General features: G+C 72.5%; 18 protein-coding genes. 6 read left to right on the forward strand and 12 right to left on the reverse strand.

What is annotated here, in order from left to right; all coding sequences use genetic code 11:
• Positions 1 to 200 precede the first annotated feature (200 nt).
• From murD to rsmH, 7 genes are all read right to left on the reverse strand, one after another.
• Positions 201 to 1,604 (reverse strand): UDP-N-acetylmuramoyl-L-alanine--D-glutamate ligase, encoded by a 1,404-nt coding sequence (gene murD, locus G5C51_RS21435; RefSeq protein ID WP_165239767.1) that lies wholly within the window; start codon positions 1,602 to 1,604, stop codon positions 201 to 203.
• Positions 1,601 to 2,671, reverse strand: coding sequence for a phospho-N-acetylmuramoyl-pentapeptide-transferase (mraY, locus tag G5C51_RS21440; RefSeq protein WP_165239768.1), 1,071 nt, complete (start codon positions 2,669 to 2,671; stop codon positions 1,601 to 1,603). The genes murD and mraY overlap by 4 nt, the downstream gene beginning before the upstream one ends.
• On the reverse strand, positions 2,668 to 4,074 hold the full coding sequence (locus G5C51_RS21445; RefSeq protein WP_165239769.1) for a UDP-N-acetylmuramoyl-tripeptide--D-alanyl-D-alanine ligase: 1,407 nt from the start codon (positions 4,072 to 4,074) through the stop codon (positions 2,668 to 2,670). Before G5C51_RS21445 ends, mraY begins: the two co-directional genes overlap by 4 nt.
• Positions 4,071 to 5,675 carry a UDP-N-acetylmuramoyl-L-alanyl-D-glutamate--2,6-diaminopimelate ligase gene (locus G5C51_RS21450; RefSeq protein ID WP_165239788.1) on the reverse strand — a complete coding sequence of 535 codons (1,605 nt, stop codon included), beginning with the start codon at positions 5,673 to 5,675 and terminating at the stop codon, positions 4,071 to 4,073. Before G5C51_RS21450 ends, G5C51_RS21445 begins: the two co-directional genes overlap by 4 nt.
• Positions 5,676 to 5,791: 116 nt before the next feature.
• Positions 5,792 to 7,663, reverse strand: coding sequence for a peptidoglycan D,D-transpeptidase FtsI family protein (locus tag G5C51_RS21455; protein WP_165239770.1), 1,872 nt, complete (start codon positions 7,661 to 7,663; stop codon positions 5,792 to 5,794).
• Positions 7,660 to 8,040: a cell division protein FtsL gene (ftsL, locus tag G5C51_RS21460; protein ID WP_165239771.1), complete on the reverse strand. Its 381-nt coding sequence runs from the start codon at positions 8,038 to 8,040 to the stop codon at positions 7,660 to 7,662. The genes G5C51_RS21455 and ftsL overlap by 4 nt, the downstream gene beginning before the upstream one ends.
• The gene (gene rsmH / locus G5C51_RS21465; protein ID WP_165239772.1) at positions 8,037 to 8,993 is read right to left on the reverse strand and encodes a 16S rRNA (cytosine(1402)-N(4))-methyltransferase RsmH; all 957 of its coding nucleotides are present in this window, start codon (positions 8,991 to 8,993) and stop codon (positions 8,037 to 8,039) included. Before rsmH ends, ftsL begins: the two co-directional genes overlap by 4 nt.
• Before the next feature lie 279 nt (positions 8,994 to 9,272).
• Here rsmH and G5C51_RS21470 point away from each other — a divergent pair, with 279 nt between their 5' ends.
• From G5C51_RS21470 to G5C51_RS21485, 4 genes are all read left to right on the forward strand, one after another.
• On the forward strand, positions 9,273 to 9,839 hold the full coding sequence (locus tag G5C51_RS21470; RefSeq protein ID WP_165239773.1) for a beta-class carbonic anhydrase: 567 nt from the start codon (positions 9,273 to 9,275) through the stop codon (positions 9,837 to 9,839).
• A 163-nt stretch (positions 9,840 to 10,002) separates the two neighbouring features.
• The gene (locus tag G5C51_RS21475) at positions 10,003 to 11,061 is read left to right on the forward strand and encodes an AAA family ATPase (protein WP_165239774.1); all 1,059 of its coding nucleotides are present in this window, start codon (positions 10,003 to 10,005) and stop codon (positions 11,059 to 11,061) included.
• On the forward strand, positions 11,061 to 12,425 hold the full coding sequence (locus tag G5C51_RS21480) for a DUF58 domain-containing protein (protein ID WP_165239775.1): 1,365 nt from the start codon (positions 11,061 to 11,063) through the stop codon (positions 12,423 to 12,425). Before G5C51_RS21475 ends, G5C51_RS21480 begins: the two co-directional genes overlap by 1 nt.
• 28 nt (positions 12,426 to 12,453) lie before the next feature.
• Positions 12,454 to 14,844, forward strand: a complete 2,391-nt coding sequence (locus G5C51_RS21485; protein WP_165239789.1) for a transglutaminase TgpA family protein — start codon at positions 12,454 to 12,456, stop codon at positions 14,842 to 14,844.
• A 197-nt stretch (positions 14,845 to 15,041) separates the two neighbouring features.
• Here G5C51_RS21485 and G5C51_RS21490 read toward each other — a convergent pair whose 3' ends face one another.
• From G5C51_RS21490 to G5C51_RS21500, 3 genes are all read right to left on the reverse strand, one after another.
• Entirely contained in the window at positions 15,042 to 15,482 is a 441-nt protein-coding gene (locus G5C51_RS21490; RefSeq protein WP_165239776.1) for a DUF3040 domain-containing protein, read from the reverse strand.
• A gap of 243 nt (positions 15,483 to 15,725) precedes the next feature.
• On the reverse strand, positions 15,726 to 16,448 hold the full coding sequence (locus G5C51_RS21495; RefSeq protein ID WP_420824839.1) for a methyltransferase: 723 nt from the start codon (positions 16,446 to 16,448) through the stop codon (positions 15,726 to 15,728).
• A 216-nt stretch (positions 16,449 to 16,664) separates the two neighbouring features.
• On the reverse strand, positions 16,665 to 17,183 hold the full coding sequence (locus tag G5C51_RS21500; protein WP_165239778.1) for an SAV_6107 family HEPN domain-containing protein: 519 nt from the start codon (positions 17,181 to 17,183) through the stop codon (positions 16,665 to 16,667).
• Between the two features lie 386 nt (positions 17,184 to 17,569).
• Between G5C51_RS21500 and G5C51_RS21505 the strand changes: the two genes are divergently transcribed.
• Both G5C51_RS21505 and G5C51_RS21510 read left to right on the forward strand, forming a co-directional pair.
• Positions 17,570 to 18,196: a DUF4126 family protein gene (locus G5C51_RS21505; protein ID WP_165239779.1), complete on the forward strand. Its 627-nt coding sequence runs from the start codon at positions 17,570 to 17,572 to the stop codon at positions 18,194 to 18,196.
• On the forward strand, positions 18,178 to 19,707 hold the full coding sequence (locus G5C51_RS21510; RefSeq protein ID WP_206314156.1) for a phytoene desaturase family protein: 1,530 nt from the start codon (positions 18,178 to 18,180) through the stop codon (positions 19,705 to 19,707). Before G5C51_RS21505 ends, G5C51_RS21510 begins: the two co-directional genes overlap by 19 nt.
• Here G5C51_RS21510 and G5C51_RS21515 read toward each other — a convergent pair.
• Both G5C51_RS21515 and metF read right to left on the reverse strand, forming a co-directional pair.
• On the reverse strand, positions 19,701 to 20,615 hold the full coding sequence (locus G5C51_RS21515; RefSeq protein ID WP_240929834.1) for a hypothetical protein: 915 nt from the start codon (positions 20,613 to 20,615) through the stop codon (positions 19,701 to 19,703). The genes G5C51_RS21510 and G5C51_RS21515 overlap by 7 nt on opposite strands.
• 40 nt (positions 20,616 to 20,655) lie before the next feature.
• Positions 20,656 to 21,573 carry a methylenetetrahydrofolate reductase [NAD(P)H] gene (gene metF, locus G5C51_RS21520; RefSeq protein WP_165239780.1) on the reverse strand — a complete coding sequence of 306 codons (918 nt, stop codon included), beginning with the start codon at positions 21,571 to 21,573 and terminating at the stop codon, positions 20,656 to 20,658.
• Positions 21,574 to 21,593 lie beyond the last annotated feature (20 nt).

The raw sequence follows: 21,593 nt of genomic DNA on the forward strand, positions 1-21,593 counted from the left end.
GAGACAGGGCTGAAGACGGCGGTCGCGTCATGCGATGCGCCCCAGACCCGCCTCTGCCCGAGTCTCCGGGGGCTCCGCCCCCGGACCCCCTTCGGCGCTGCGCGCCTCGTCCTCAAACGCCGGACGGGCTGGAGAGTGCGTCCCGGCCTTGAGCGTCATCTTTGCCCCTCCAGGCCCCGCCTCCGGGGAGCCCCGTGCGGCTAGACCATCTCGCGTACTGCTGCGGCGAACATGTCGCCACGAACGTTGTAGTTGGTGAACATATCCATCGAAGCGCACGCGGGCGCCAACAACACGGTGTCGCCCTCTTCCGCGAGTCGCGCCGCCGCCGCGACCGCCGCCGCCATCGCGCCCTCGTCCGTACGGTCCAGGTCCACCACCGGGACGTCCGGCGCCTGCCGCTCCAGGGCCTCGCGGATCAGTCCGCGCTCCGCGCCGATCAGGACCACCCCGCGCAGCCGCGGCGCCGCCTTCGCGACCAGGTCGTCGAACTCCGCGCCCTTCGCCAGGCCGCCCGCGATCCAGACGATGTGCTCGTACGCGGCCAGCGAGGCCTCCGCGGCGTGTGTGTTCGTGGCCTTGGAGTCGTCGATATACGCGACGCCGGCCACGTCCGCGACGTGGGCGATGCGGTGCGCGTCCGGGCGGAAGTTCAGCAGGCCCTGTCTGATCGCCGCCGGTTCCACGCCGTAGGCGCGCGCCAGCGCCGCCGCGGCCAGGGCGTTGGCGATGTTGTGCGGGACCGTCGGGTGGACGTCCGTGACCGCGGCCAGCTCCTGGGCATTCTGCCGGCGGTCGTCCACGAAGGCGCGGTCGACCAGCAGGCCTTCCACCACGCCGAGCTGGGACGGGGCCGGGGTGCCGAGGGTGAAGCCGATGGCGCGGCAGCCCTCCACCACGTCGGCCTCGCGGACCAGGTCCTCCGTGGCCGGGTCGGCGACGTTGTAGACGCAGGCGACCTGGTTGCCCTCGTAGATGCGGCCCTTGTCGGCGGCGTACGCCTCCATGGAGCCGTGCCAGTCGAGGTGGTCGGGGGCCAGGTTGAGGACGGCTGCCGAGTGGACGCGCAGCGACGGGGCCCAGTGCAGCTGGTAGCTCGACAGCTCCACCGCCAGGACGTCGTACGGCTCGTCGCCCAGGACCACGTCCACCAGCGGGACGCCGATGTTGCCGACCGCGGCCGTGCGCAGGCCCGCGGCCTCCAGCATCGACGCCAGCATCTTCACGGTCGTGGTCTTGCCGTTCGTGCCCGTGATCGCCAGCCAGTCGGCCGCGTTCGGGCCGCGCAGGCGCCAGGCGAGCTCCACGTCGCCCCACACCGCTACGCCGGCGGCCTCGGCCGCCGCGAAGAGCGGGCTCGACGGCTTCCAGCCGGGCGTGGTGACGACCAGCTCCGTGCCGGGCGGCAGCGTCTCGCCGTCGCCCAGCCGCACCGTCAGGCCCAGCGCCTCCAGCTCGGCCGCCTGCGAGCGCGCCCGGTCGTCGTCGCTGCCGTTGACGACCGTGACCTTCGCGCCCAGGCGGTGCAGGGCCTTGGCCGTCGGTACGCCCGAGACGCCGAGCCCGGCGACCGTAACCGAGCGGCCCGAGAAGTCCTCGCTCACTTACCCGCTGCCCATCCCGCGTAGAAGATGCCGAGGCCGGTGATCACGAACATGCCCTGGATGATCCAGAATCTGACCACCACCAGCACTTCGCTCCAGCCCTTGAGCTCGAAGTGATGCTGGAGTGGCGCCATTCTGAAGACCCGTTTGCCCGTCATACGGAACGAGCCGACCTGGATCACGACCGACATGGTGATCAGGACGAAGAGGCCGCCGAGGAGCGCCAGGAGGAGCTCCGTACGGGAGACGATCGCCAGGCCTGCGAGGGCGCCGCCCAGCGCCAGCGAGCCGGTGTCGCCCATGAAGATCTTGGCCGGGGACGTGTTCCACCACAGGAAGCCGAAGCAGGCGCCCATGAGCGCTGCCGCCACGACCGCCAGGTCGAGTGGATCTCGGACGTCGTAACAGGCCGCCGGATTCGTCAGCGTGGGCGCGTTGCGGCAGGACTCCTGGTACTGCCAGACGCCGATGAAGACATACGCGCCGAAGACCATCACCGAGGCGCCCGTCGCGAGGCCGTCGAGGCCGTCGGTCAGGTTCACGCCGTTGGACATCGCCAGGATCATGAACAGCGCCCAGATCACGAAGATCACCGGGCCGAGCGTCCAGCCGAAGTCCTGGGTGAAGGACAGCTTCGTCGACGCCGGGGTGAGCTGGCGCTTGTCCTCGAAGTTCAGGGCCAGGATGGCGAAGGCGATGCCGACGATGAACTGGCCGGACATCTTCGCCTTCGCGCGCAGGCCGAGCGAGCGCTGCTTGACGATCTTGATGTAGTCGTCCAGGAAGCCGACCAGGCCGAGGCCCGCCATCAGGAAGAGGACGAGGAGACCCGAGAAGCTCGGTGAGCTTCCCGTGATCAGCTTCGTCAGCGCGTACGCCACCAGCGTCGCCAGGATGAAGGCGATGCCGCCCATCGTCGGCGTGCCGCGCTTGCTGTGGTGCGCCTGCGGGCCGTCGTCGCGGATCATCTGGCCGTAGCCGCGCGAGGCCAGGAGTCTGATCAGCAGCGGGGTACCGATCAGGGAGAAGAAGAGCCCGAGGGCTCCGGAGAAGAGGATTTGCCTCATCGGGCCGCGGCCTCCTGGTCTTCTTCCTTCAGGAGAGCCTCGGCGACTCGCTCGAGACCGACGGACCGCGATGCCTTCACCAGCACCACATCCCCCGGACGCAGCTCGCCGCGCAGCAGCTCGATCGCCGCATCGGCGTCGGACACGTGCACCGACTCCTCACCCCACGAACCCTCGTTCTTGGCGCCCATGTCCAGCCAGGCGGCCTCTTGGCCGCCGACCGCCACGAGCTTGCTGACGTTGAGCCGTACGACTAGCCGGCCCACCCCGTCGTGCTCGGCCAACGATTCCCCGCCGAGCTCGGCCATCGTGCCCAGTACCGCCCAGGTCTTCTTACCGCGCCCCATGGCGACCAGCGCGCGGAGCGCGGCCCGCATGGAGTCGGGGTTGGCGTTGTAGGCGTCGTTGATGACCGTGACGCCGTCGGCGCGCTCGCTGACCTCCATCCGCCAGCGGGAGAGCGGCTGTGCCGCGCCGAGTGCTTCGGCGATCTCCTGCGGCGGGAGGCCCAGCTCGTGGGCGACCGCGGCGGCGGCGAGCGCGTTCGAGACGTGGTGCTCACCGTACAGCTTCAAGATCACGGGGGCCGCACCGGAGGGGGTGTGCAGCGTGAACGCCGGGCGGCCGTCGTCGGTGAGGCGGACATCTCCGGCGCGGATCGCCGCCTCCGGGTCCTCGCCGAAGAGGACGACGCGCGCCTTCGTCCGGTCCGCCATGGCCCGTACGAGGGGGTCGTCGGCGTTGAGCACGGCCACGCCGTCCTCCGGGAGCGCCTCGACCAGCTCGCCCTTCGCCTGCGCGATCTGCTCGCGGCCGCCGAACTCGCCGATGTGCGCGGTGCCGACGTTGAGCACCAGACCGATCCGCGGCGGGGTGGTCGCGGCGAGGCTGCGGATGTGGCCGATGCCGCGGGCGCCCATCTCCAGGATCAGGTTCTTGGTGCCGGCGTCCGCCTCGAGGGCGGTGACCGGGTGACCGATCTCGTTGTTGAAGGACCCGTACGTGTAGACCGTCGGGCCGAGCCGCTGCAGCAGCTGGGCCAGCAGGTCCTTCGTGCTGGTCTTGCCCGAGGAGCCGGTGAGGCCGACGACGGTGGTGTCCGTCAGCCGGGCCACGACGTGCTGCGCGAGGGTGGCCAGCGCCGCCGGGACGTCGTCGACGACGACGGCCGGTACGCCGACGGGCCGGGTCGCGAGCACCGCGGTGGCGCCGGTCTCGATCGCCTTGCCGGCGTAGTCGTGGCCGTCCACGTGCTCGCCGGCGAAGGCCGCGAAGAGGCTGCCGGGTCCTGCCTTACGGGAGTCGATCACCACGGGAGCGGTGACCTGCGCCTCGGCGTCCGGCACGTCGTGCAGGGTGCCGCCGGTGATCGAGGCGATCTCGGTGAGCGTCAGCGGGATCACGCGTCACCTCGCTGCCTGCGCTCGATCGCCTGCCGCAGCTCCACGCGGTCGTCGAAGGGGCGCACGACGCCGGCCGTGTCCTGCCCCTGTTCGTGGCCCTTGCCGGCCACCAGGACCGTATCGCCCGGTTTCGCGCGGCCGACGGCCATCTCGATGGCCACCGCGCGGTCCTCGCCGAGCAGCACCTCGCCGCGCTCGTGCACGGGGACCTCGGCCGCGCCCGCGAGCATCGCCGCGAGGATCGCGAGGGGGTCCTCGCCGCGCGGGTTGTCCGAGGTGAGGATCGCGGTGTCCGAGAGCCGGGCCAGGGCGGCGCCCATCGCGGCGCGCTTGTGCGGGTCGCGGTCGCCGCCGCAGCCGAGGACGGCGTGCACCTTGCCCTCGGTGACCTTGCGCAGGGCGCGCAGTACGGACTCGACGGCGTCGGGCTTGTGCGCGTAATCGACGACCGCCAGGTACGGCTGGCCCGCGTCCACCCGCTCGAGCCGGCCCGGGACGCCGGGCACGGCCGCGACGCCCGCCGCGGCGGTGGCCGGGTCGGCGCCCGCGACGGCGAGGGCGGTGATGGCGGCGAGCGTGTTGGAGACGTTGAAGGCGCCGGGCAGCGGGGCCTCGGCGTGCAGGACGACGCCGTCCGGGCCGCGGACGGTGAAGGTCGAACCGAGCGGCCCGATCTCGACGTCCTCGGCCCGCCAGTCGGCGTCCGGGTGGCCCTCGGCGGAGAAGGTGGTCACCGGGATCTCGGACTCGGTGACGAGGCGCTGGCCCCACTCGTCGTCGAGGTTGACGACGCCCTTCTTGGCCCGGGCCTTGGTGAACAGCTGCGCCTTCGCCCGGAAGTAGTCCTCCATGTCCGGGTGGAAGTCGAGGTGTTCGGGGCTGAGGTTGTTGAAGACCGCGACGTCGAAGACGCAGCCGTCGACCCGGCCGAGGACCAGCGCGTGGCTGGAGACCTCCATCGCCACGGCCGAGACGCCGCGTTCGCGCATCACCGCGAACAGCGCCTGCAGGTCGGTGGCCTCGGGCGTGGTGCGCTCGGACTTGATCCGCTCATCGCCGATGCGCATCTCGACGGTGCCGATGAGCCCGGTCTGGCCGGTGCCCGCCTTCTCCACCACGGCGCGCAGGCCGCCCTCGACCAGATACGCGGTCGTGGTCTTGCCGCTCGTGCCGGTGATGCCGATCTGCAGCAGGTCGTTGCCCGGCTCGCCGTAGATCTCGGCGGCCAGCTCGCCCATCCGGCCCCGCGGGTCGCCCACCACCAGCACCGGAAGACCGGTGGCGGCGGCGCGGTCGCTGCCCTGCGGGTCGGTGAGGACGGCGGCGGCGCCGAGGTCGGCGGCCTGGGCGGCGAAGTCGGCGCCGTGGAAGCGGGCGCCGGGCAGGGCGGCATAGATGTCGCCGGGACGTACCGCCCGGGAGTCGTGCGTGATGCCGGTCGCGGCCACCTCGGCGGGAGCGCCGGCGGGGGCGTCGATGCCCAGCCGCGCGGCGAGCTCCGGCAGTGGCGCGGGCGTCACCCGCTCCGGGCGGGGCGGGCCCGGCGGCGTGGCGGCGGGGGGCGCCGGCCGGCTTTCGTGGGACTGATCAGGGTGGGGCACGGCGGTGAGCGTACCGGGCTCCACCGCCGCGTCGCGAAGCGAGGGGCCCTCCGGCCCGGTCGGGGCGGCTTCCTGTCCTGCTGGGCGGGCCTGCGGGCCGCCGTTCGTACGTGCGCTCACCGCTTCTTCCCGCTCTTCTCGCTCTTCTCACCGGGCTCGAACGTCACCGGCAGCCGCGGCGGCTTCGCCCCGGTCGGGGGGACCTGGAGGGTCTTCAGCGCGAATTCCATCACTTTCTTGTAGACCGGGCCGCAGACCTGGCCGCCGAAGTAGCTGCCCTTCTTCGGGTCCTGGACGGCGCAGTAGACGGTCACCCGGGGCTTGTCGGCGGGGGCGAAGCCGGCGAAGGACGCGGTGTAGCCGTTGTAGCGGCCGGTGTCGGGGTCGACGCGGTTCGACGTACCGGTCTTGCCCGCCGCCCGGTAGCCCGGCATCCGGGCGAGCACGCCGGTGCCCTCCTCGTCGTCCACCACGGATTCCAGCATCTTCGACACGGTCTTCGCGGTCTTCTCGCTGACGACGCGCCGCTGCTTCGGCTCCCCGGACTCGGTGAAGTGCCCGTCCGGGCCCTTGCTGCCGCGGATCAGGCTCGGCTGCACCCGGATCCCGCCGTTGGCGATGGTGGAGTACACCGACGCGGCCTGTACGGCGTTCAGCGACAGGCCCTGGCCGAACGGGATCGTGTACTGCTGCGAGGCGTTCCAGTCCTTCGGCTTCGCCAGCAGCCCGGGGCTCTCCGGCAGCCCGAGCCCGGTCTCCGCGCCGAGGCCGAACTTGCGCAGGTAGGAGTGCAGCACCTGGTTCGCCTCCGGCTGCGAGTCGCCCAGCTGCTCGGTGGCCAGGATGGTGCCGATGTTGCTGGACTTGGCGAGCACGCCGTTGAGGGTCAGGTACCAGGTCGGGTGGTCGACGTCGTCGTGGAAGACGCGGTCGGCGCGCTGCAGCGTATTCGGCACCGTCACGTGCGTGGACGGGACCGCCGCGCCCTCCTCCAGAACGGCGGACATGGAGATGACCTTGTTCACGCTGCCGGGCTCGTAGACATCGGTCAGCGCGGCATTGCCGAGCGCGTCGGAACGGCTGCCCGAGATGTCATTGGGGTCGAAGCCGGGGGCATTGGCCAGCGCCAGAATCTGCCCCGTCCGCGTGTCCTGCACGACCACGTAACCGCGCTCGGCGTTCGACTTCTTCACCTGCTGCGAGAGGGCGTCCTGGGCCGCCCACTGGATGTCCCGGTCGATGGTCAGCTCGACGTCGTCGCCCGGCTCCGGCGGCACCTCCCGGGATCCGGCGGTGGGGATACGGCGCCCGGCGGACTGGGCGTAGACGAGCTTGCCGTCCTTGCCGGACAGGGTCTTGTTCAGCGTGCCCTCGACCCCGCCGCCGCCCTTGCCCTCGGCGTTGACCCAGCCCAGCATCCCGGCGGCCAGGTCGCCGTTCGGATAGACCCGCTTGGCCTGCTCCTCGGCGAAGACGCCCGCGAGATAGGTCGTCTTCTCCTTCATCTTCTTGATGTGCTTCCAGGTCTGCGGCGTCTGCTGCCGGGCGAGGCGCACATACCGCGACTTCGGCGCGGCCAGCTTCTTCTCCAGCTCGGCCGCGTCCTTCCCGAGTACGGGCGCGAGCTTCTCGGCCGCGCGCTTCGGGGCGTCCTTGGTGCCGGACTGCTCCGGGGTGAAGAGGAGCGGGTCGGCGGTGATGTCGTACGCGTCGACGTTGGTGGCGAGCAGCGTGCCGTCCCGGTCGGTGATCCGGCCCCGCTCCGCGGCCAGCTCGATCGGCACGTACCGATTGAGCTTCGCCTTGTCCGAGAACTCCGACGCGTCGACGGCCTGCACCTGCAGCAGCCGCACGGTGAAGACCAGCATCACGAGCGTCAGCCCGACGCTGACCAGCCGCAATCGCGGGCGGGCCGCGGCCAGCCGCAGCCGCTGCGCCCCGGCGTCGCGCTGTGCGGGCCGCGGCACGGGCCGCCGGCGCTCGCTCATTCCCCGCTCCTCTCACGCGCAGGTGCGGGCGCGGACGGCGCCGCGGCCGGACTCGGCTGCCCGCGCACCTTCCCGCCCGGCTCCAGAAAGACAGGCGGCCCGCCCGGCACCATCCCGAGCTCCCGCGCACGGCGCGCCAGCGCGTCCGGCGCCGAGTACCCGTCGACGGCCCGCTGCAGCTCCTGCTCCTGATCGGTCTTCTCGGTGGTCTCCCGCTTGAGCTTGTTCAGCTGGAACGACCCCTGGTTGACGGCGGAGTTGAGCAGCAGCAGGGCGATGAGCCCGGCGCCCAGCAGCACCACCACCAGCAGCACGAACGGCGTCCGCGCGGCGGAGGTCGCCCCGCTCGGCACCGCCCACGAGAACCGCCGCCTCACGCCACCGCCTCCCGGATCCGCTCCGCCCCCCGGAACCGCGCAGGGGCCGCGCGCCGGTTCTCCGCGACCTCGTCCTCGGTCGGCAGCTCGGCCCCCCGGGTGAGGAGCTTCAGCCGCGGCTGGAACTCCTCCGGCACCACCGGCATCCCCGGCGGCGCCGTATCCGCAGCTCCCGCCGCGAACACTTGCTTGACCAGCCGGTCCTCCAGCGAGTGGTACGACAGCACGGCGATCCGCCCGCCCACGGCCAGCGCGTCCACCGCCGCCGGGATCGCCCGCTGCAGCACCTCCAGCTCGCCGTTCACCTCGATCCGCAGCGCCTGGAAGGTGCGCTTCGCCGGGTTGCCCCCGGTCCGCTTCACCGCCTGCGGCAGCGCGTCGCGGATGACCTCGACCAGCCGCGCGCTCCCGCTGAACGGTTCCTTCGCACGCTCCTTGACCACCGCAGAGACGATCCGCTTGGCCTGCTTCTCCTCGCCGTAAGCGCGCAGGATCCGCACCAGCTCCCCCGGCGGATACGTGTTGAGCACCTCCGCCGCGCTGACCCCCCGGGTCTGGTCCATCCGCATGTCCAGCGGCGCGTCCTGCGCGTACGCGAATCCGCGGTCCGCCTCGTCCAGCTGCATCGACGACACGCCGAGGTCGAAGAGCACGCCCTGCACCCGCTCGATGCCCAGCTCCGCGAGCACCTCGGGCAGTTCGTCGTACACCGCGTGGACCAGGCTCACCCGATCGGCGTAGGGCGCCAGTCGCTCCCGGGAGAGGTCGAGGGCCGCGGTGTCGCGGTCGAGCCCGATCAGCCGCACCTCGGGGAAGTTGGCCAGCAGCGCCTCGCTGTGGCCGCCGAGGCCGAGCGTGCAGTCCACCACCACCGCGTCCGGCCCCTGCAGCGCCGGGGCCAGCAGGTCCAGACACCGCTGCAGCATGACTGGAACGTGGCGTGCGCTGCTCACCATTGCCTCCGACATTCACCCTCCGCGAAAAGACGCGGCGGAACAGCCGCACGCACCGCGCGTACCGCACGCACCCCGCGCACACCGCGCGCATCGCGGCTGGGCTCCCGCCCGCCTGAAGGGGAAGGGGGAGGGAGGCCCGGCCGCTGGCGCCACGCGCGTCACCATACCGAAGACGAATCGCAAAATCGGTCAGGGTGCGGGGGTCGCCGCCGGTGGCGAGCCGCCTGGACCAGGGGTGCCGATGACGCGCGGCCCGGCTCCGGTTACCGTCTGGGTATGCCGATATCCGCGGCCAAGCCGCTGCCCGAGCCCGCTGACAGCGACTCCGCCGACAACGGCGCGGTCATCGACCGCCTCGTGGAGGCCAATCGCACCTACGCCGAGACCTTCACCGACCCCGGCATGGACGCCTCCCCGGTCCTCCGGGTCGCGATCGTCGCCTGCATGGACGCCCGCCTCGACCTGCACGAGGCCCTCGGCCTCGAGCTGGGCGACTGCCACACCATCCGTAACGCCGGCGGCGTCGTCACCGACGACATCATCCGCTCCCTGACGATCAGCCAGCGCGCGCTGGGCACCCGCAGCGTGGCGCTGATCCACCACACCGGCTGCGGCCTGGAGCGGCTGAGCGAGGACTTCCGGTACGAGCTGGAGGCCGAGGTCGGGCAGCGGCCGACCTGGGCGGTGGAGGCGTTCCGCGACGTGGATCAGGACGTACGGCAGTCGATCCAGAAGGTGCGCACCTCGCCGTTCCTGCTGCACACCGACGATGTGCGCGGATTTGTCTTCGATGTGCACACCGGCCTGCTGCGCGAGGTCACACCCGGCCCCGTGGCGTCCTGAAAGGACTTTGAGCGGACCTGAAACAATCCGGTACGCCCGCTCGTTCACCTGAATCATGGCAGGCGAGTGACGGAAGCGGTCTTCGGCAGCAAGAATGCGAGTGTGGTCTCGTCCACCGGGCAGGACCACGCGTATCGGGGAGTATTGGGCCGAGGAGGGCCGGGTGACGACCTATGACGAGCGAGCGAACCTCAGCGATCTGACATCCACCGCTGAGCAGGTGCGGCGGTCGGTGGAGAGCGTCATCGAGGGGAAGCCGGAGGCCGTCAGGCTCTCGCTCACGGTGCTGCTCGCCGAGGGGCATCTGCTGATCGAGGATGTGCCGGGCGTCGGTAAGACGATGCTGGCCAAGGCACTTGCCAAGTCGATCGACTGCTCGGTGCGGCGGATCCAGTTCACGCCCGACCTGCTGCCCTCGGACATCACGGGGGTGAGCGTCTTCGACCAGCAGCGGCGGGACTTCGAGTTCAAGCCGGGCGCCATCTTCGCGCAGATAGTCATCGGCGACGAGATCAACCGCGCCTCGCCGAAGACCCAGTCGGCGCTGCTGGAGTCGATGGAGGAGCGGCAGGTCACCATCGACGGGCAGACGTACGAACTGCCCAACCCCTTCATGGTGGTGGCCACGCAGAACCCGATCGAGATGGAAGGAACGTATCCGCTGCCGGAGGCGCAGCGGGACCGTTTCATGGCGCGACTGTCCATCGGCTATCCGTCGGCGGCCGCCGAGCTGGAGATGCTGGACGTGCACGGCGGCGTGAATCCGCTCGCCGACCTGCAGCCGGTGGCGCACGCGCACGACATCTCCAAGCTGATCGACGCGGTCCGCGGCGTCCATGTCGCCGACTCCGTCCGGCGGTACGCGGTCGATCTGGTCACCGCCACCCGTAACCACCCGGAGCTGCGCCTCGGCGCCTCGCCGCGCGCCACGCTGCAGCTGCTGCGGGCGGCGAAGGCGTCGTCGGCGCTGGCCGGGCGGGAGTTCGTGCTGCCGGACGATGTGCAGCAGCTCGCCGTCGCCGTGCTGGCGCACCGGCTGCTGCCCACGGCGCAGGCGCAGTTGAACCGCCGCACCGCCGAGCAGATCGTCGCCGAGATCCTGCAGCGCACCCCCGTACCGACGCCGGACCACGGTGGCGCCTCCAATGTCGCCGCCCGGCTGCACACCGAGCAGCCATCCGGTCCTTACGGACAACGACCGCCGGGCTCCCGGGGCTTCTGATGTCCGCCCAGGCGGCACCCGGGCAGGATCGAGCGCCTGCCCCCGACGCCTCGGCGTCGGGGCGGACGAGCGGCGGGCTGCGCGCGGCGCTGGCTGCCACCACCACCCGCGGCCGGTCCTTTCTCGCGGCCGGGATCGCCGCGGTCATCTGCAGTTACGTCCTCGGCCAGTCCGATCTGCTCCGCGTCGGCCTGCTTTTGGCCGCGCTGCCGCTGGTGTGCGCCCTGGTGCTGCACCGCACCCGCTACCGGGTCGCGGGATCACGCCGCCTCTCCCCCGCCCGCGTCCCGGCGGGCTCGGAGTCGCGGGTGCACCTGCGGCTGGACAATGTCTCCCGGCTGCCGACCGGCCTGCTGATGCTCCAGGACCGGGTCCCGTACGTCCTCGGCCCCCGGCCGCGCTTCGTGCTGGACCGGGTGGAGCCGACCGGGCGCCGCGAGGTGTCCTACCGGGTCCGCTCCGACCTGCGCGGCCGCTATCCGCTGGGGCCGCTGCAGCTGCGGCTCACCGACCCGTTCGGGATGTGCGAGCTGACCAGGTCCTTCAGCGCGTACGACACGCTCACCGTGGTGCCGCGGACCGAGGCCCTGGCGCCGGTGCGGCTGGCCGGCGAGACCACCGGCTTCGGCGACGGGCGGCACCGCGCGCTCGCGCTGGCCGGCGAGGACGACGTCCTGCCGCGCGAGTACCGGCACGGCGACGACCTGCGCCGGGTGCACTGGCGCTCCACCGCCAAGTACGGCGAGCTGATGGTGCGCCGCGAGGAGCAGCCGCAGCGGGCCGGCTGCACCGTGCTGCTGGACACCCGCGCGGACGGCTATTACGGCGCCGGGCCCGACTCCGCCTTCGAGTGGGCGGTCTCCGGGGCCGCTTCGGCGGCGCTGCACATGCTGGAGCGCGGCTTCTCGGTGCGGCTGCTGACCGACACCGGCGACAGCGTGCCGGGGCCCGACGCCCTCGGCGGCGCGCAGCAGAGCCCCGAGTCGGCGGACGCCGCCGGGCTGATGCTGGACACCCTCGCGGTGATCGACCACTCCGACGGCGAGGACATCGCGGCGGCGTACGACGTGCTGCGCTCGGGGCACGAGGGGCTGCTGGTGGCGTTCCTCGGCGAGCTGGACGACGAGTCGGCCGCGACCGTGGCCCGGATGCGGCAGCGCACCACGGCGGCGGTCGCGTTCGTGATGGACGGCGCCGCGTGGGCGCAGGACGCCGAGCCGTCCGCCACCGACGACCATGTGCGGATGCTGCGCGAGGCCGGCTGGACGGCGCTGCCGGTACGCCCGGGGCAGCCGCTGCCGGATCTGTGGCGGCAGGCCGAGCAGCACTCGAGCCGGATCCAGGGGACGAAGGCGGGGGCGTAGGCCAGATGCGTGAGGTGGGGCGGGGATGCTGAGCGGACGGGCCCGGCTGGCGGTGTGCGCGGCGGCGGCGACGCTGCTCGCGGGCACGGCGCTGATGCCGCTGACGGACGGTGCCGGCTGGTACTTCCAGGCGATCTTCCTGGTCGTGATGGTCACGGGCGCGGGCGCGCTGGCCCGCCGCGTGCCGCTGGCGCGGCCGCTGACCGTGCTGGCGCAGGTGGTCGTGGCGCTGCTGGTGCTCACCGTGATCTTCACCCCTGGGCAGGCGCTGGCCGGGGTGATCCCGGGCCCGCAGTCGATCGAGGAGTTCAGCCAGCTCTACCAGGAGGGCACCGACGACGTCTCGCGGTACGCGATCCCGGCGCCGGTCTCCGACGGCATCCGGCTGCTGCTGCTCAGCGGCATCGCGGGCGTGGCGCTGCTCGTGGACGCCCTCGCCGTGACGTACCGCAGCGCCGCGCCGGCCGGACTGCCGCTGCTGGCGCTGTACTCGGTGGCGGCCGGTCTCAACCAGGAGGGCACCCGCTGGATCTGGTTCCTGCTCGCCGGGTCCGGCTATCTGCTGCTCCTGCTCGCCGAGGGCCGCGAACGCCTGGTGCAGTGGGGCCGGATGTTCGGCGGCGGCGCGCCCCGCACCCCCGCCGCCCAGGACCCGCTCGGCGACGGCGGCTCACGCCCGGTCAGCCCGGTGCGTACGGGCCGCAGGATCGGCGCCATGGCGCTGGGCATCGCGCTGCTCACGCCCGCGGTGCTGCCGGAGCTCAGCGGCGGCCTGCTGGACGGCCGTACTGGCGGCGGGGAAGGCCCGGGCGGCGGCGGCACGGTCTCGGCGGTGAACCCGATCGTGCGCCTGCAGCAGTCCCTGAACCAGCCGGAAAACCGCGAGGTGCTCCGCTACCGCACCTCCGACAAGCGCACCGACCGCGATGTGTACATGCGCTTCGTCGCGCTCGACCAGTTCGACGGCACCTCGTGGACCACCGCCAAGCGCGACATCCAGGGCGTCCCGGAGAACCTGCCCCAGCCCGCCGGCTACACCAGGTCCGAGGTGAAGGCCGACCCGTTCAGCCTCGACGTCAAGGTCTCCGACTGGTACCGCCAGCAGTGGCTGCCGATGCCGTATCCGGCGCTGAAGGTGAGCGCGCGCGACGGCTGGCGGTATGAGCCGGAGGGCCGCTCGGTGATCGGCGATCACGGCCGGACCACGGCGGGCGCCGAATACCAGGTCACCAGCCTGCAGCTGGAGCCGACCGCCGAGCAGCTGGCCACGGCCCCGGCGGCGCCCGAGCCGCTGCGCCGGGAGTACACGCGGGTGCCGGACTCGCTGCCCGGCGAGGTGCTGGAGCAGGCCCGTAAGATCACCGCCGGCGACACGAACGACTACGAGCGGGCGCTGTCGCTGCAGCGCTACTTCACCAGCAACTTCGAGTACTCGACCGAGGTGGCCCTCAATCCCGAGGACCCGCGCGCGATCGTGAAATTCCTCCGCAACAAGGAGGGATTCTGCGTCCACTTCTCCTTCACCATGGCGGCGATGGCCCGCACCCTGGGCATCCCGGCCCGGGTCGCGGTCGGCTACACGCCGGGCGACGCGCAGGGCGACAGCTCGATGTCGGTGGGCCTGAAGGACGCCCACGCCTGGCCCGAGCTGTTCTTCCAGGGCGTCGGCTGGACCCGCTTCGAGCCGACCCCGACCCGCGGCGAGGCGCCGGACTACACGCTCGACCAGACCCCGTCCGGCGGCAGCTCCCCCAGCAGCAGCACGCCGGAGCCCTCGGAGAGCGCGGACGCCTCGCCGTCGCCGTCGTCCTCGACCAGCGATTGCCCGGCGGCGCTACGCCGTTCGGGTAACTGCGAGACGGACGAGCAGGCTCCGGGCGCCGATCCGGGCTCGAATTCCGGCTGGCCCGGCGGAACGGCCACGGCGGCGGCCGTGGGCATACTGGCGCTGCTGGTCCTGCCCGCGCTGCCGATGCTGTGGCGGATCCGGGAGCGCCGCCGCCGGCTGGCCTCCGGCGACACCCTGCGCGCCTGGCGCGAACTCACCGACTCGGCCTGGGACTTCGGCCTCTGGCCCGACGAGGCCCAGACCCCCAGAACGATGATCTCCCGCCTGGTCCGCTTCGCCTCCCTGGACACGGACGCCCGCACGTCCGCCTACCGCGCGGCGGCAGCGGTGGAACAGGTCCTCTACGCCCCGTCCCCGCACCCCCCGACGACCCTGACGGACGACGTCACGCGCGTCCGCGCGGCCCTCTCGGCCAGCGCCGGCCGCTGGACCCGCATCCGCGCCACGATCGCTCCGCGCTCGTCGGTCAGAATCCTGTGGTCCTGGTCCCGCCGCTGGTCAGCCCTGTCAGAACGCTGGCTCCGGAGCCTCCGCGGCCTCCGCCGCAGGCCCTCGGAGGAGGGCGCGTAGGAGAGCGACTCCGGGGCCAGGGCGCGGCTCCGGGGGAGGGCGTCCCGCAAGGCGGGACGGGCTGGCCCAGGACGTTTCCGCACCCGCCGGACCAACCCGCACCGAGCCGAAGCCGGCGCAGCGCGCGCAGCGCAAAGCGGGGCAGGGCACCGGTCCCCGATGCCCCACCCCGCTTCGCCGGATGCGCTAGCGCAGCGCTATTGCTGCTCGTCGCGGCGGCGCTGCCACCGCTCCTCGATCCGGTTCATCATGGAGCGGCGCTGCCGCCCCGGCCGACGGGAACCGCGGGCACCACGCGAAGGCCCGGAAGGACCGGCGGGCGCACCGCCGGAGGCCTCCGCACCCTCGGCCTGCTGCTCGCCGGGCTTCGCAGCCTTCCTCCAGCCGGTCACAGCCAGCACCGCACATCCCAGCATGACGAGGAAGCCCACCACGCTGACCCAGATCTGCTGCGCGACCATTCCGGCCATGAGGAGGGCGATACCCACCAGGAAGCCCGCGACTGCCTGGTACACCCGTCTCCGGGTGTACGTCCGCAGCCCGCTTCCCTCAAGCGCTGTCGCGAATTTGGGATCTTCGGCATACAGCGCTCGCTCCATCTGCTCGAGCATGCGCTGCTCGTGCTCCGAGAGCGGCACGGAGTCCTCCTACTCGTCGGTCGCGGGGGGCTGGCCCGGACCGGGGATGTCCCCTTCAGGATATGCAGGGATCCGCCCCCGTGAAACCGCCCCTCAACGCCAAATCCGCCGATCCGCCATGCCGGACCGTGTCTCGTAATGATACGGGGCGATGCGGCCGAACGGGTGGCCTGTGGCCCACTGCACCTCTGCCTGACCTGTGCCCACCCTCGCGGAAGAAATCACTTCCGGGCCGGAACCTGGTTACTTGCGGGTTGCGAGCACGTGCAACCGGCTCGCCACGGAGTGGAAATCCGGGCGCTGCGCGGCCGCCCGCTCCAGCTCCAGCAGCGCCTCGACGGCACCCGGCTCCTGCTCCTCGAGGCCGCCTACGAGATCGGAGAAGATCCGCACCCCGTGCACCGAGCGGATCTCGAGCCCGGCGTCCCCGACCAGCGACGTCAGCTGTTCCGCCGTGAACCGCCGCGGCACCGGATCGCCCTCGCCCCAGCGCCCGTCGGTCCCGGTCAAGGCCCGCCGGGCGTCCGAGAAGTGGCCGGCGAGGGCGCGCGCCAGCACCGCGCCGCCGAGCCCGGGGGCGAGCACGCTGAGCAGCCCGGAGGGCCGCAGCGCGGCCGCGGCATTGCGCAGCCCCTCGGCCGGATCGTCGACGTACTCGAGCACGCCGTGGCACAGCACCGCGTCGTATCCGTCCCGCTCGGCGACGTCGAAGAGGCCGTGCACATCGCCCTGCACGCCGCGCACCCGGTCGGCGACGCCCGCGTCGGCGGCGCGCCGCTCCAGGGCGAACAGCGCGTTCGGCGACGGGTCGACGACCGTGACGCGATGGCCGAGCCGGGCCACCGGCACCGCGAAGTGCCCGGCGCCGCCACCGGTGTCCAGCACGTCGAGCTCCCGCCCGGGCCCCTGCTCGACCCGGCCGTCCAGCGCTTCCCTGAGCACCTCCCACACCACGGCCGTACGCATCCGGGACCGGCCCAGCTGCGGGTCGGCTCCGTGTTCAACGGGTCCTTCGGGCGGCACTGCGGACATCGGCACGGCTCCTCAAGGCACCAGCGGGGCAGGGCGCGCCCCAGCTTAGACGAGCGCACCCCCGCCCCCGTGAGCGGCAAGCCCGAGGTCAGGCCCGGCGTGAGGCCCGGCACCAGGCCCGACGTCAGACCCGACCTCAGGCGCACCCGCTCAGCCCGACGCCGCCTCGCCCTCGTTCTGCCGCGGCAGCATCGGATCGACGACGAGCATCCGCTCCACGATCCGGACGAACATCCCGGCCTCGCGCACCAGATCGTCGGCGTCCCGCCAGCTGACCGCGCCCTGTATGCCCGCCTCGGCGCGCGCCCGCAGCCGGGCGCCGGCGGCGAACAGCGCGCTCCACTCGGACAGCTCGGGCGCCGCCTCCGGCAGCACCTCCCAGGCGCTGCGGATCCGCTTGCGCCTGCTGCGCGGGGGCTCCGGCTGCGCACGGACGGCCAGCACCGCCGCCGCGGTCCGCAGCGCGGCCAGATGCGCGGTGGCATACCGCTCGTTGGCCGTCTCCAGCACGGCCGCCTCCTCCAGGGCCGCATGGGCCTGGGCGAGGAGCTCGAGCGCCGCACGGGACACGGGTGCGCGGCGCGGCACGGATTGGGGGTCGTACGCAGAACTGCCGGACGCAGCGGCCCCGCGTACAGCAGCCGCTCGGCGTGTCGACTTGACTGCCATGACGAACCTCCTGTCGTTCGTATGTGCCCATAGTGCGCCACGCCACTGACAATCGGCCCTGACCAGGCAACTAGGGATGAATGCGCAGGCCTGAGTACGCGTACCTAGTCGGTGAGATGAGTACGCGCGCGGATGGGACGGCCCTCCCCCGACCGGCAGAGTGATGCTCACGGAAAGGCCGAACGACCGGACACCGCCGACACGGGGCGGCGGAGGACGGACCGCCCGGCCGGACCGTACGGGGGAACGGGGAGAGAAACCGGGGGAGACCGCCCCCGGAGGGAAAAGCGCCGTCCCGGGCGCGGAGCGACGGGGGATCGTTCCGCTCCGGGGCGGCGTACTTCTGTCGGCGGGCGGGCGGCCGTCCCGCCGCCTAGGATCACAGCGTGTCCGTGCTTCCCCTGGTGTTCACCAGCGGCTGGGCCAGCGGGATCAACGCCTACGCCGTCGTCCTGGTCCTCGGCCTGCTCGGCTCCGCCGGGATCACGGACGAGGTGCCCGAGTCGATGCAGCAGCCCGAGGTGCTGTTCGTCGCCGGTGCGCTGCTCCTCTTCGAGGGCGTCGTCGACAAGATCCCGTACCTCGACTCCCTCTGGGACACGATCTCCACCTTCATCCGCCCCACCGTCGGCAGCGGCGTCGCCGCGCTCCTCGCCGGGCAGAGCGGGTCGATGGAGGAGCTGTCCGCCGGGGCCGTCGGCGGCACCACGGCGCTCGCCAGCCACGTCGTCAAGACCGGCACCCGGATGGCGATCAACGCCTCCCCCGAGCCGGTCAGCAACTTCCTGATGAGCGCCGCCGAGGACCTCGGCGTCGGCAGCCTCGTCACCCTGGCGGTCTTCCACCCGCTGGTCGCCGCCTCCATCGCCGGCATCCTGCTCCTGCTCGGCTTCGTACTCCTGATCTTCCTCGCCCACCGGATCCGCAGATTCCGCCGCCGCAGACGCGAGCGCCGCCAACAGCGCGCCCAGGACGGCCGGATAGGGTCCAGGCCATGGCACAGATTGCGGTAATCGGCGCCGGAATGGGCGCCATGGCCGCGGCCGCCCGGCTGGCGACCGCGGGCCACGACGTGGCCGTCCACGAGCGCGGCAGCACGTACGGCGGCGGCGTGCGCCGCCTCGAGCGCGCCGGCTTCGGCTTCGATACGGGCCCGGCCCTGCTCCGCCTCCCGGCGGTCTACCGCGACCTGTTCATCAAGACCGGCCGCAAGCCGCTCGAGCAGTGCGTCTCCCTCACCACGGTCGACCCGGCCGCCCGGCACCTCTTCGCCGACAGCACCGAGGTCACCCTCCCCAACGCCTCCCAGGCCGGCGCCACCGCCGCCCTCGACGCCGCCCTCGGCCACGGCACCGGCGCCCGCTGGGCGGCGGTGCTGGGCCGCGGCCGCGCCGCCTGGGACGCCACCCGCCGCCCGCTGCTGGAGGAGCCCCTGGCCGCCGACTGGCGCGCGGCCGGCCTCGCCGACGACCCGTACCCGCCGGTCAGCGAGCGCCGCGGGCTGCTCCGCCGCCGCCACGAGCAGCACTCCCGGCGGCTGGCCGAGATCGGGACGTACGAGCTCCACGACCCGCGGCTGACCGCGCTGCTGGAAAGCCAGGCCCTCGGGTACGGCTTCGACCCGCGCACCGCGCCCGCGAGCGCGGCCGTGCTGCCGTACATGGAGCAGACCTTCGGCGTCTGGTACGTCCACGGCGGCATCCGGGCCCTGGCCACCGCCGTCTACGAGCGCTGCCGCGAGCGCGGCGTGACCTTCACCTTCGACTCCCCCGTCGCCGCCCTGGTCCGCAAGGAGGACCGGGCCGCGGGCCTGGAGCTCGCCGACGGGACGGTGGTGGACGCGGACGCGGTCGTCGCCGGCGTCTCCCCCGCCCGGCTCGACGGGCTCGGCGCCGAGGACGCGGCCGACGCCCCGGACGCCGCGGCCCCTGACGATGCGGCGCAGGTGGGCATGCCCGGCCGCGTGACCGTCTGCCTGGCGCTGCGCGGCGCCCGCCCCGCCGGCACCGCGCACCGCACCGTCGTGCACACCCAGGACCGCGCCGCCGAACTGGACTGGATCTTCCGCGGCGGCCCCCTGACCACCGCCCCCACCGTGACGGTCCTACGCCCCGACGACAGCGCCCAGCGCCCGGACGACGCCCACGAGGCCGTGACGCTGACCGCCACCGCCCCCGACTGGAACTGGTCGGAGCCCGGCGTCGCGGAAGACTTCGCCGACCGCATGCAGCAGGCCGCCACGGCGGCGCTGCCCGGCCTGGCGGAACGGGTGCTGTGGCGCGAGATCCGTACCCCCGCCGACACGGAGGCCGAGACCGGCGCGGCCGGCGGCGCGGTGCCGGGCCCGGCGCTGGCGGGGGCCGGCGGCGCCTACCTGGTGGGGCGGAACGCGACGCGGCTGCCCGGCCTCTACGCCGTCGGCGGCTGGTCGCACCCCGGCGGCGGGCTGGCGCACGCGGGGATGTCGGGCGCGCTGGTCGCGGGCCTGATCACGGAGGGCCCGGACTTCCGCGGCTCTCAGTAGCGGTACTGCTCCTCGTAGCCGGTCCCCTGGACCGGGTACTGCCCGCTGTCGTCCCGCTGCTGCGGCACCCAGGCGGCATTCGGGTCGTACGCCGGCGGGGGCGGGGTGGCCTGGTAGGACGAGTCGTAGCCCTGGGCCGGGTACTGCCCGGTGTCGTAGCCGTAGCCGTTGGTGTCGTAGCCGTTCGGCGCGGCGTCGTAGTAGGTCGGGGTGGCGTACTCGGTGCCCGAGTACGGGTCGCTGTAGCCCTGGTCGTACGAGCCCGTCGTGGCGTACTGCCCGGTGTCGTAGCCCTGGGTCGCGTACTGCCCCGTGTCGTAACCGGTGTCGTAGCTCGCGGCCCCGGCGAGCGTCCCGTGATTGCCCGTGTCGTACGCGCCGCTGTACTGGTCGTAGCCCGCGGCCTCGGCCTGATAGACCGGCTGCGGGCCGGTGCCGAACGGCGAGAACTCCGCCGTCTGCTCGGCCGCCTGCGGCTGCTGCTCGTAGCCCTGGTAGCCCGCCAGCTCGCCGTACGGGTTCTGCGGCTCCGGGTCGGTGCCGAACTCGTCGTCGTACCGCCCCTGGCCCGGGCCGGGGCCATAGGCGGGCTCCGGCTCGTACTCCTCCTCGCGGGGCGGGCGGCGCCGCATCGGCGGCCGCCCGGGGCCGCCGCGGAGGGCCCAGCCGGCGTCGTATCCCTGCCGGTAGGAGAGCGTGACCTTGACCTGGCCGATGCCGAAGATGATCACGCCGAGGCCGATTATCGGCACCGACGCCTGCAGCACGCCGAGCACGACGCCGAGGAAGCCGAAGAAGGCCAGCAGCCGCCACCGCAGCCTGGCCTTGTACTGCAGCAGCACCTCGCCGAGCAGCCAGAGCGCGACAATGCCGAACGCGATGTAGAGGGCGATCCACATCAGGCTCATTTCTGGGCCCCTCTTCCGCCGCTGATCCGGCTGGTCGGGTTCAGGACTGCGGGCGCAGTCCGAGGTTCTCGTAGATCTCCAGCGTCGCCGTGGAGTGGTTCATCGTAATGAAGTGCATGCCGGGGACTCCCTCGGCCTGCAGCCGCTCGCAGAGCTTCGTGGCGTACTCGATGCCAATGGAGCGTACTGCTGCCGCGTCGTCTTTGACCGCGAGAATGCGATCCGCGAGGTCCTGGGGGAACGGCGAGTTGCTCAACTGTGCGAACCGCTCGATCTGGGTGACCTTGGTCACCGGCATGATCTCGGGGATGATCGGCACCTCGCAGCCGGTCGCCGCGACGCGATCGCGCAGGCCGAGATACTCCTCGGCGGTATAGAAGATCTGGGTGATCGCGTAATCGGCGCCCGCGCGGCACTTCTCCACGAAGTACCGGATGTCCGACTCCCAGTCCGTAGAACGCGGGTGCTTATTCGTGAAAGCCGCCACACCGACGCAGAAGTCGCCCGATTCCTTGATCAATTCGACCAGCTCGGCGGCATAGGTCACACCCTGCGGGTGCGTGATCCATTCGCCGTTGGGGTCGCCGGGCGGGTCGCCGCGCACCGCGAACATGTTCCGGATCCCGGCGTCCGCGTACTGCCCGATGACATTCCGCAGCTCAGCCACCGAATGATTGACCGCGGTCAGGTGCGCGACCGGCGTCAGCGTGGTGTCGGTGGCGATCCGCTCGGTCGCCCGGACTGTCCCGTCACGGGACGAACCCCCGGCTCCGTACGTCACCGAGACAAAGGTCGGACTGACCGCCTCGATCCGCCTGATGGCGTTCCACAGCGTCCGTTCGCCCTTGGGCGTCTTGGGCGCGAAGAACTCGAACGAAAACGACTGCTCTCCGGAGGCGAGCAGCTCCCGAACGGTGAGCGCTCGATCGGTCCTGGTGGAAGCGATGCCGTGGGCCATACGGGGCAGGTTAACCGCCG

It is taken from the genome of Streptomyces coryli, assembly GCF_011044975.1.
In the GTDB taxonomy this organism is placed as follows: Bacteria; Actinomycetota; Actinomycetes; order Streptomycetales; family Streptomycetaceae; genus Streptomyces; species Streptomyces coryli.

Coding starts and splice junctions, on each gene's coding strand:
- mraY (WP_165239768.1), bottom strand. CDS start 2,671: ATGAGGCAAATCCTCTTCTCCGGAGCCCTCGGGCTCTTCTTCTCCCTG.
- G5C51_RS21455 (WP_165239770.1), bottom strand. CDS start 7,663: ATGAGCGAGCGCCGGCGGCCCGTGCCGCGGCCCGCACAGCGCGACGCC.
- G5C51_RS21470 (WP_165239773.1), top strand. CDS start 9,273: ATGCCGATATCCGCGGCCAAGCCGCTGCCCGAGCCCGCTGACAGCGAC.
- G5C51_RS21480 (WP_165239775.1), top strand. CDS start 11,061: ATGTCCGCCCAGGCGGCACCCGGGCAGGATCGAGCGCCTGCCCCCGAC.
- G5C51_RS21495 (WP_420824839.1), bottom strand. CDS start 16,448: ATGCGTACGGCCGTGGTGTGGGAGGTGCTCAGGGAAGCGCTGGACGGC.
- G5C51_RS21500 (WP_165239778.1), bottom strand. CDS start 17,183: ATGGCAGTCAAGTCGACACGCCGAGCGGCTGCTGTACGCGGGGCCGCT.
- G5C51_RS21510 (WP_206314156.1), top strand. CDS start 18,178: ATGGCACAGATTGCGGTAATCGGCGCCGGAATGGGCGCCATGGCCGCG.
- G5C51_RS21515 (WP_240929834.1), bottom strand. CDS start 20,615: ATGAGCCTGATGTGGATCGCCCTCTACATCGCGTTCGGCATTGTCGCG.
- metF (WP_165239780.1), bottom strand. CDS start 21,573: ATGGCCCACGGCATCGCTTCCACCAGGACCGATCGAGCGCTCACCGTT.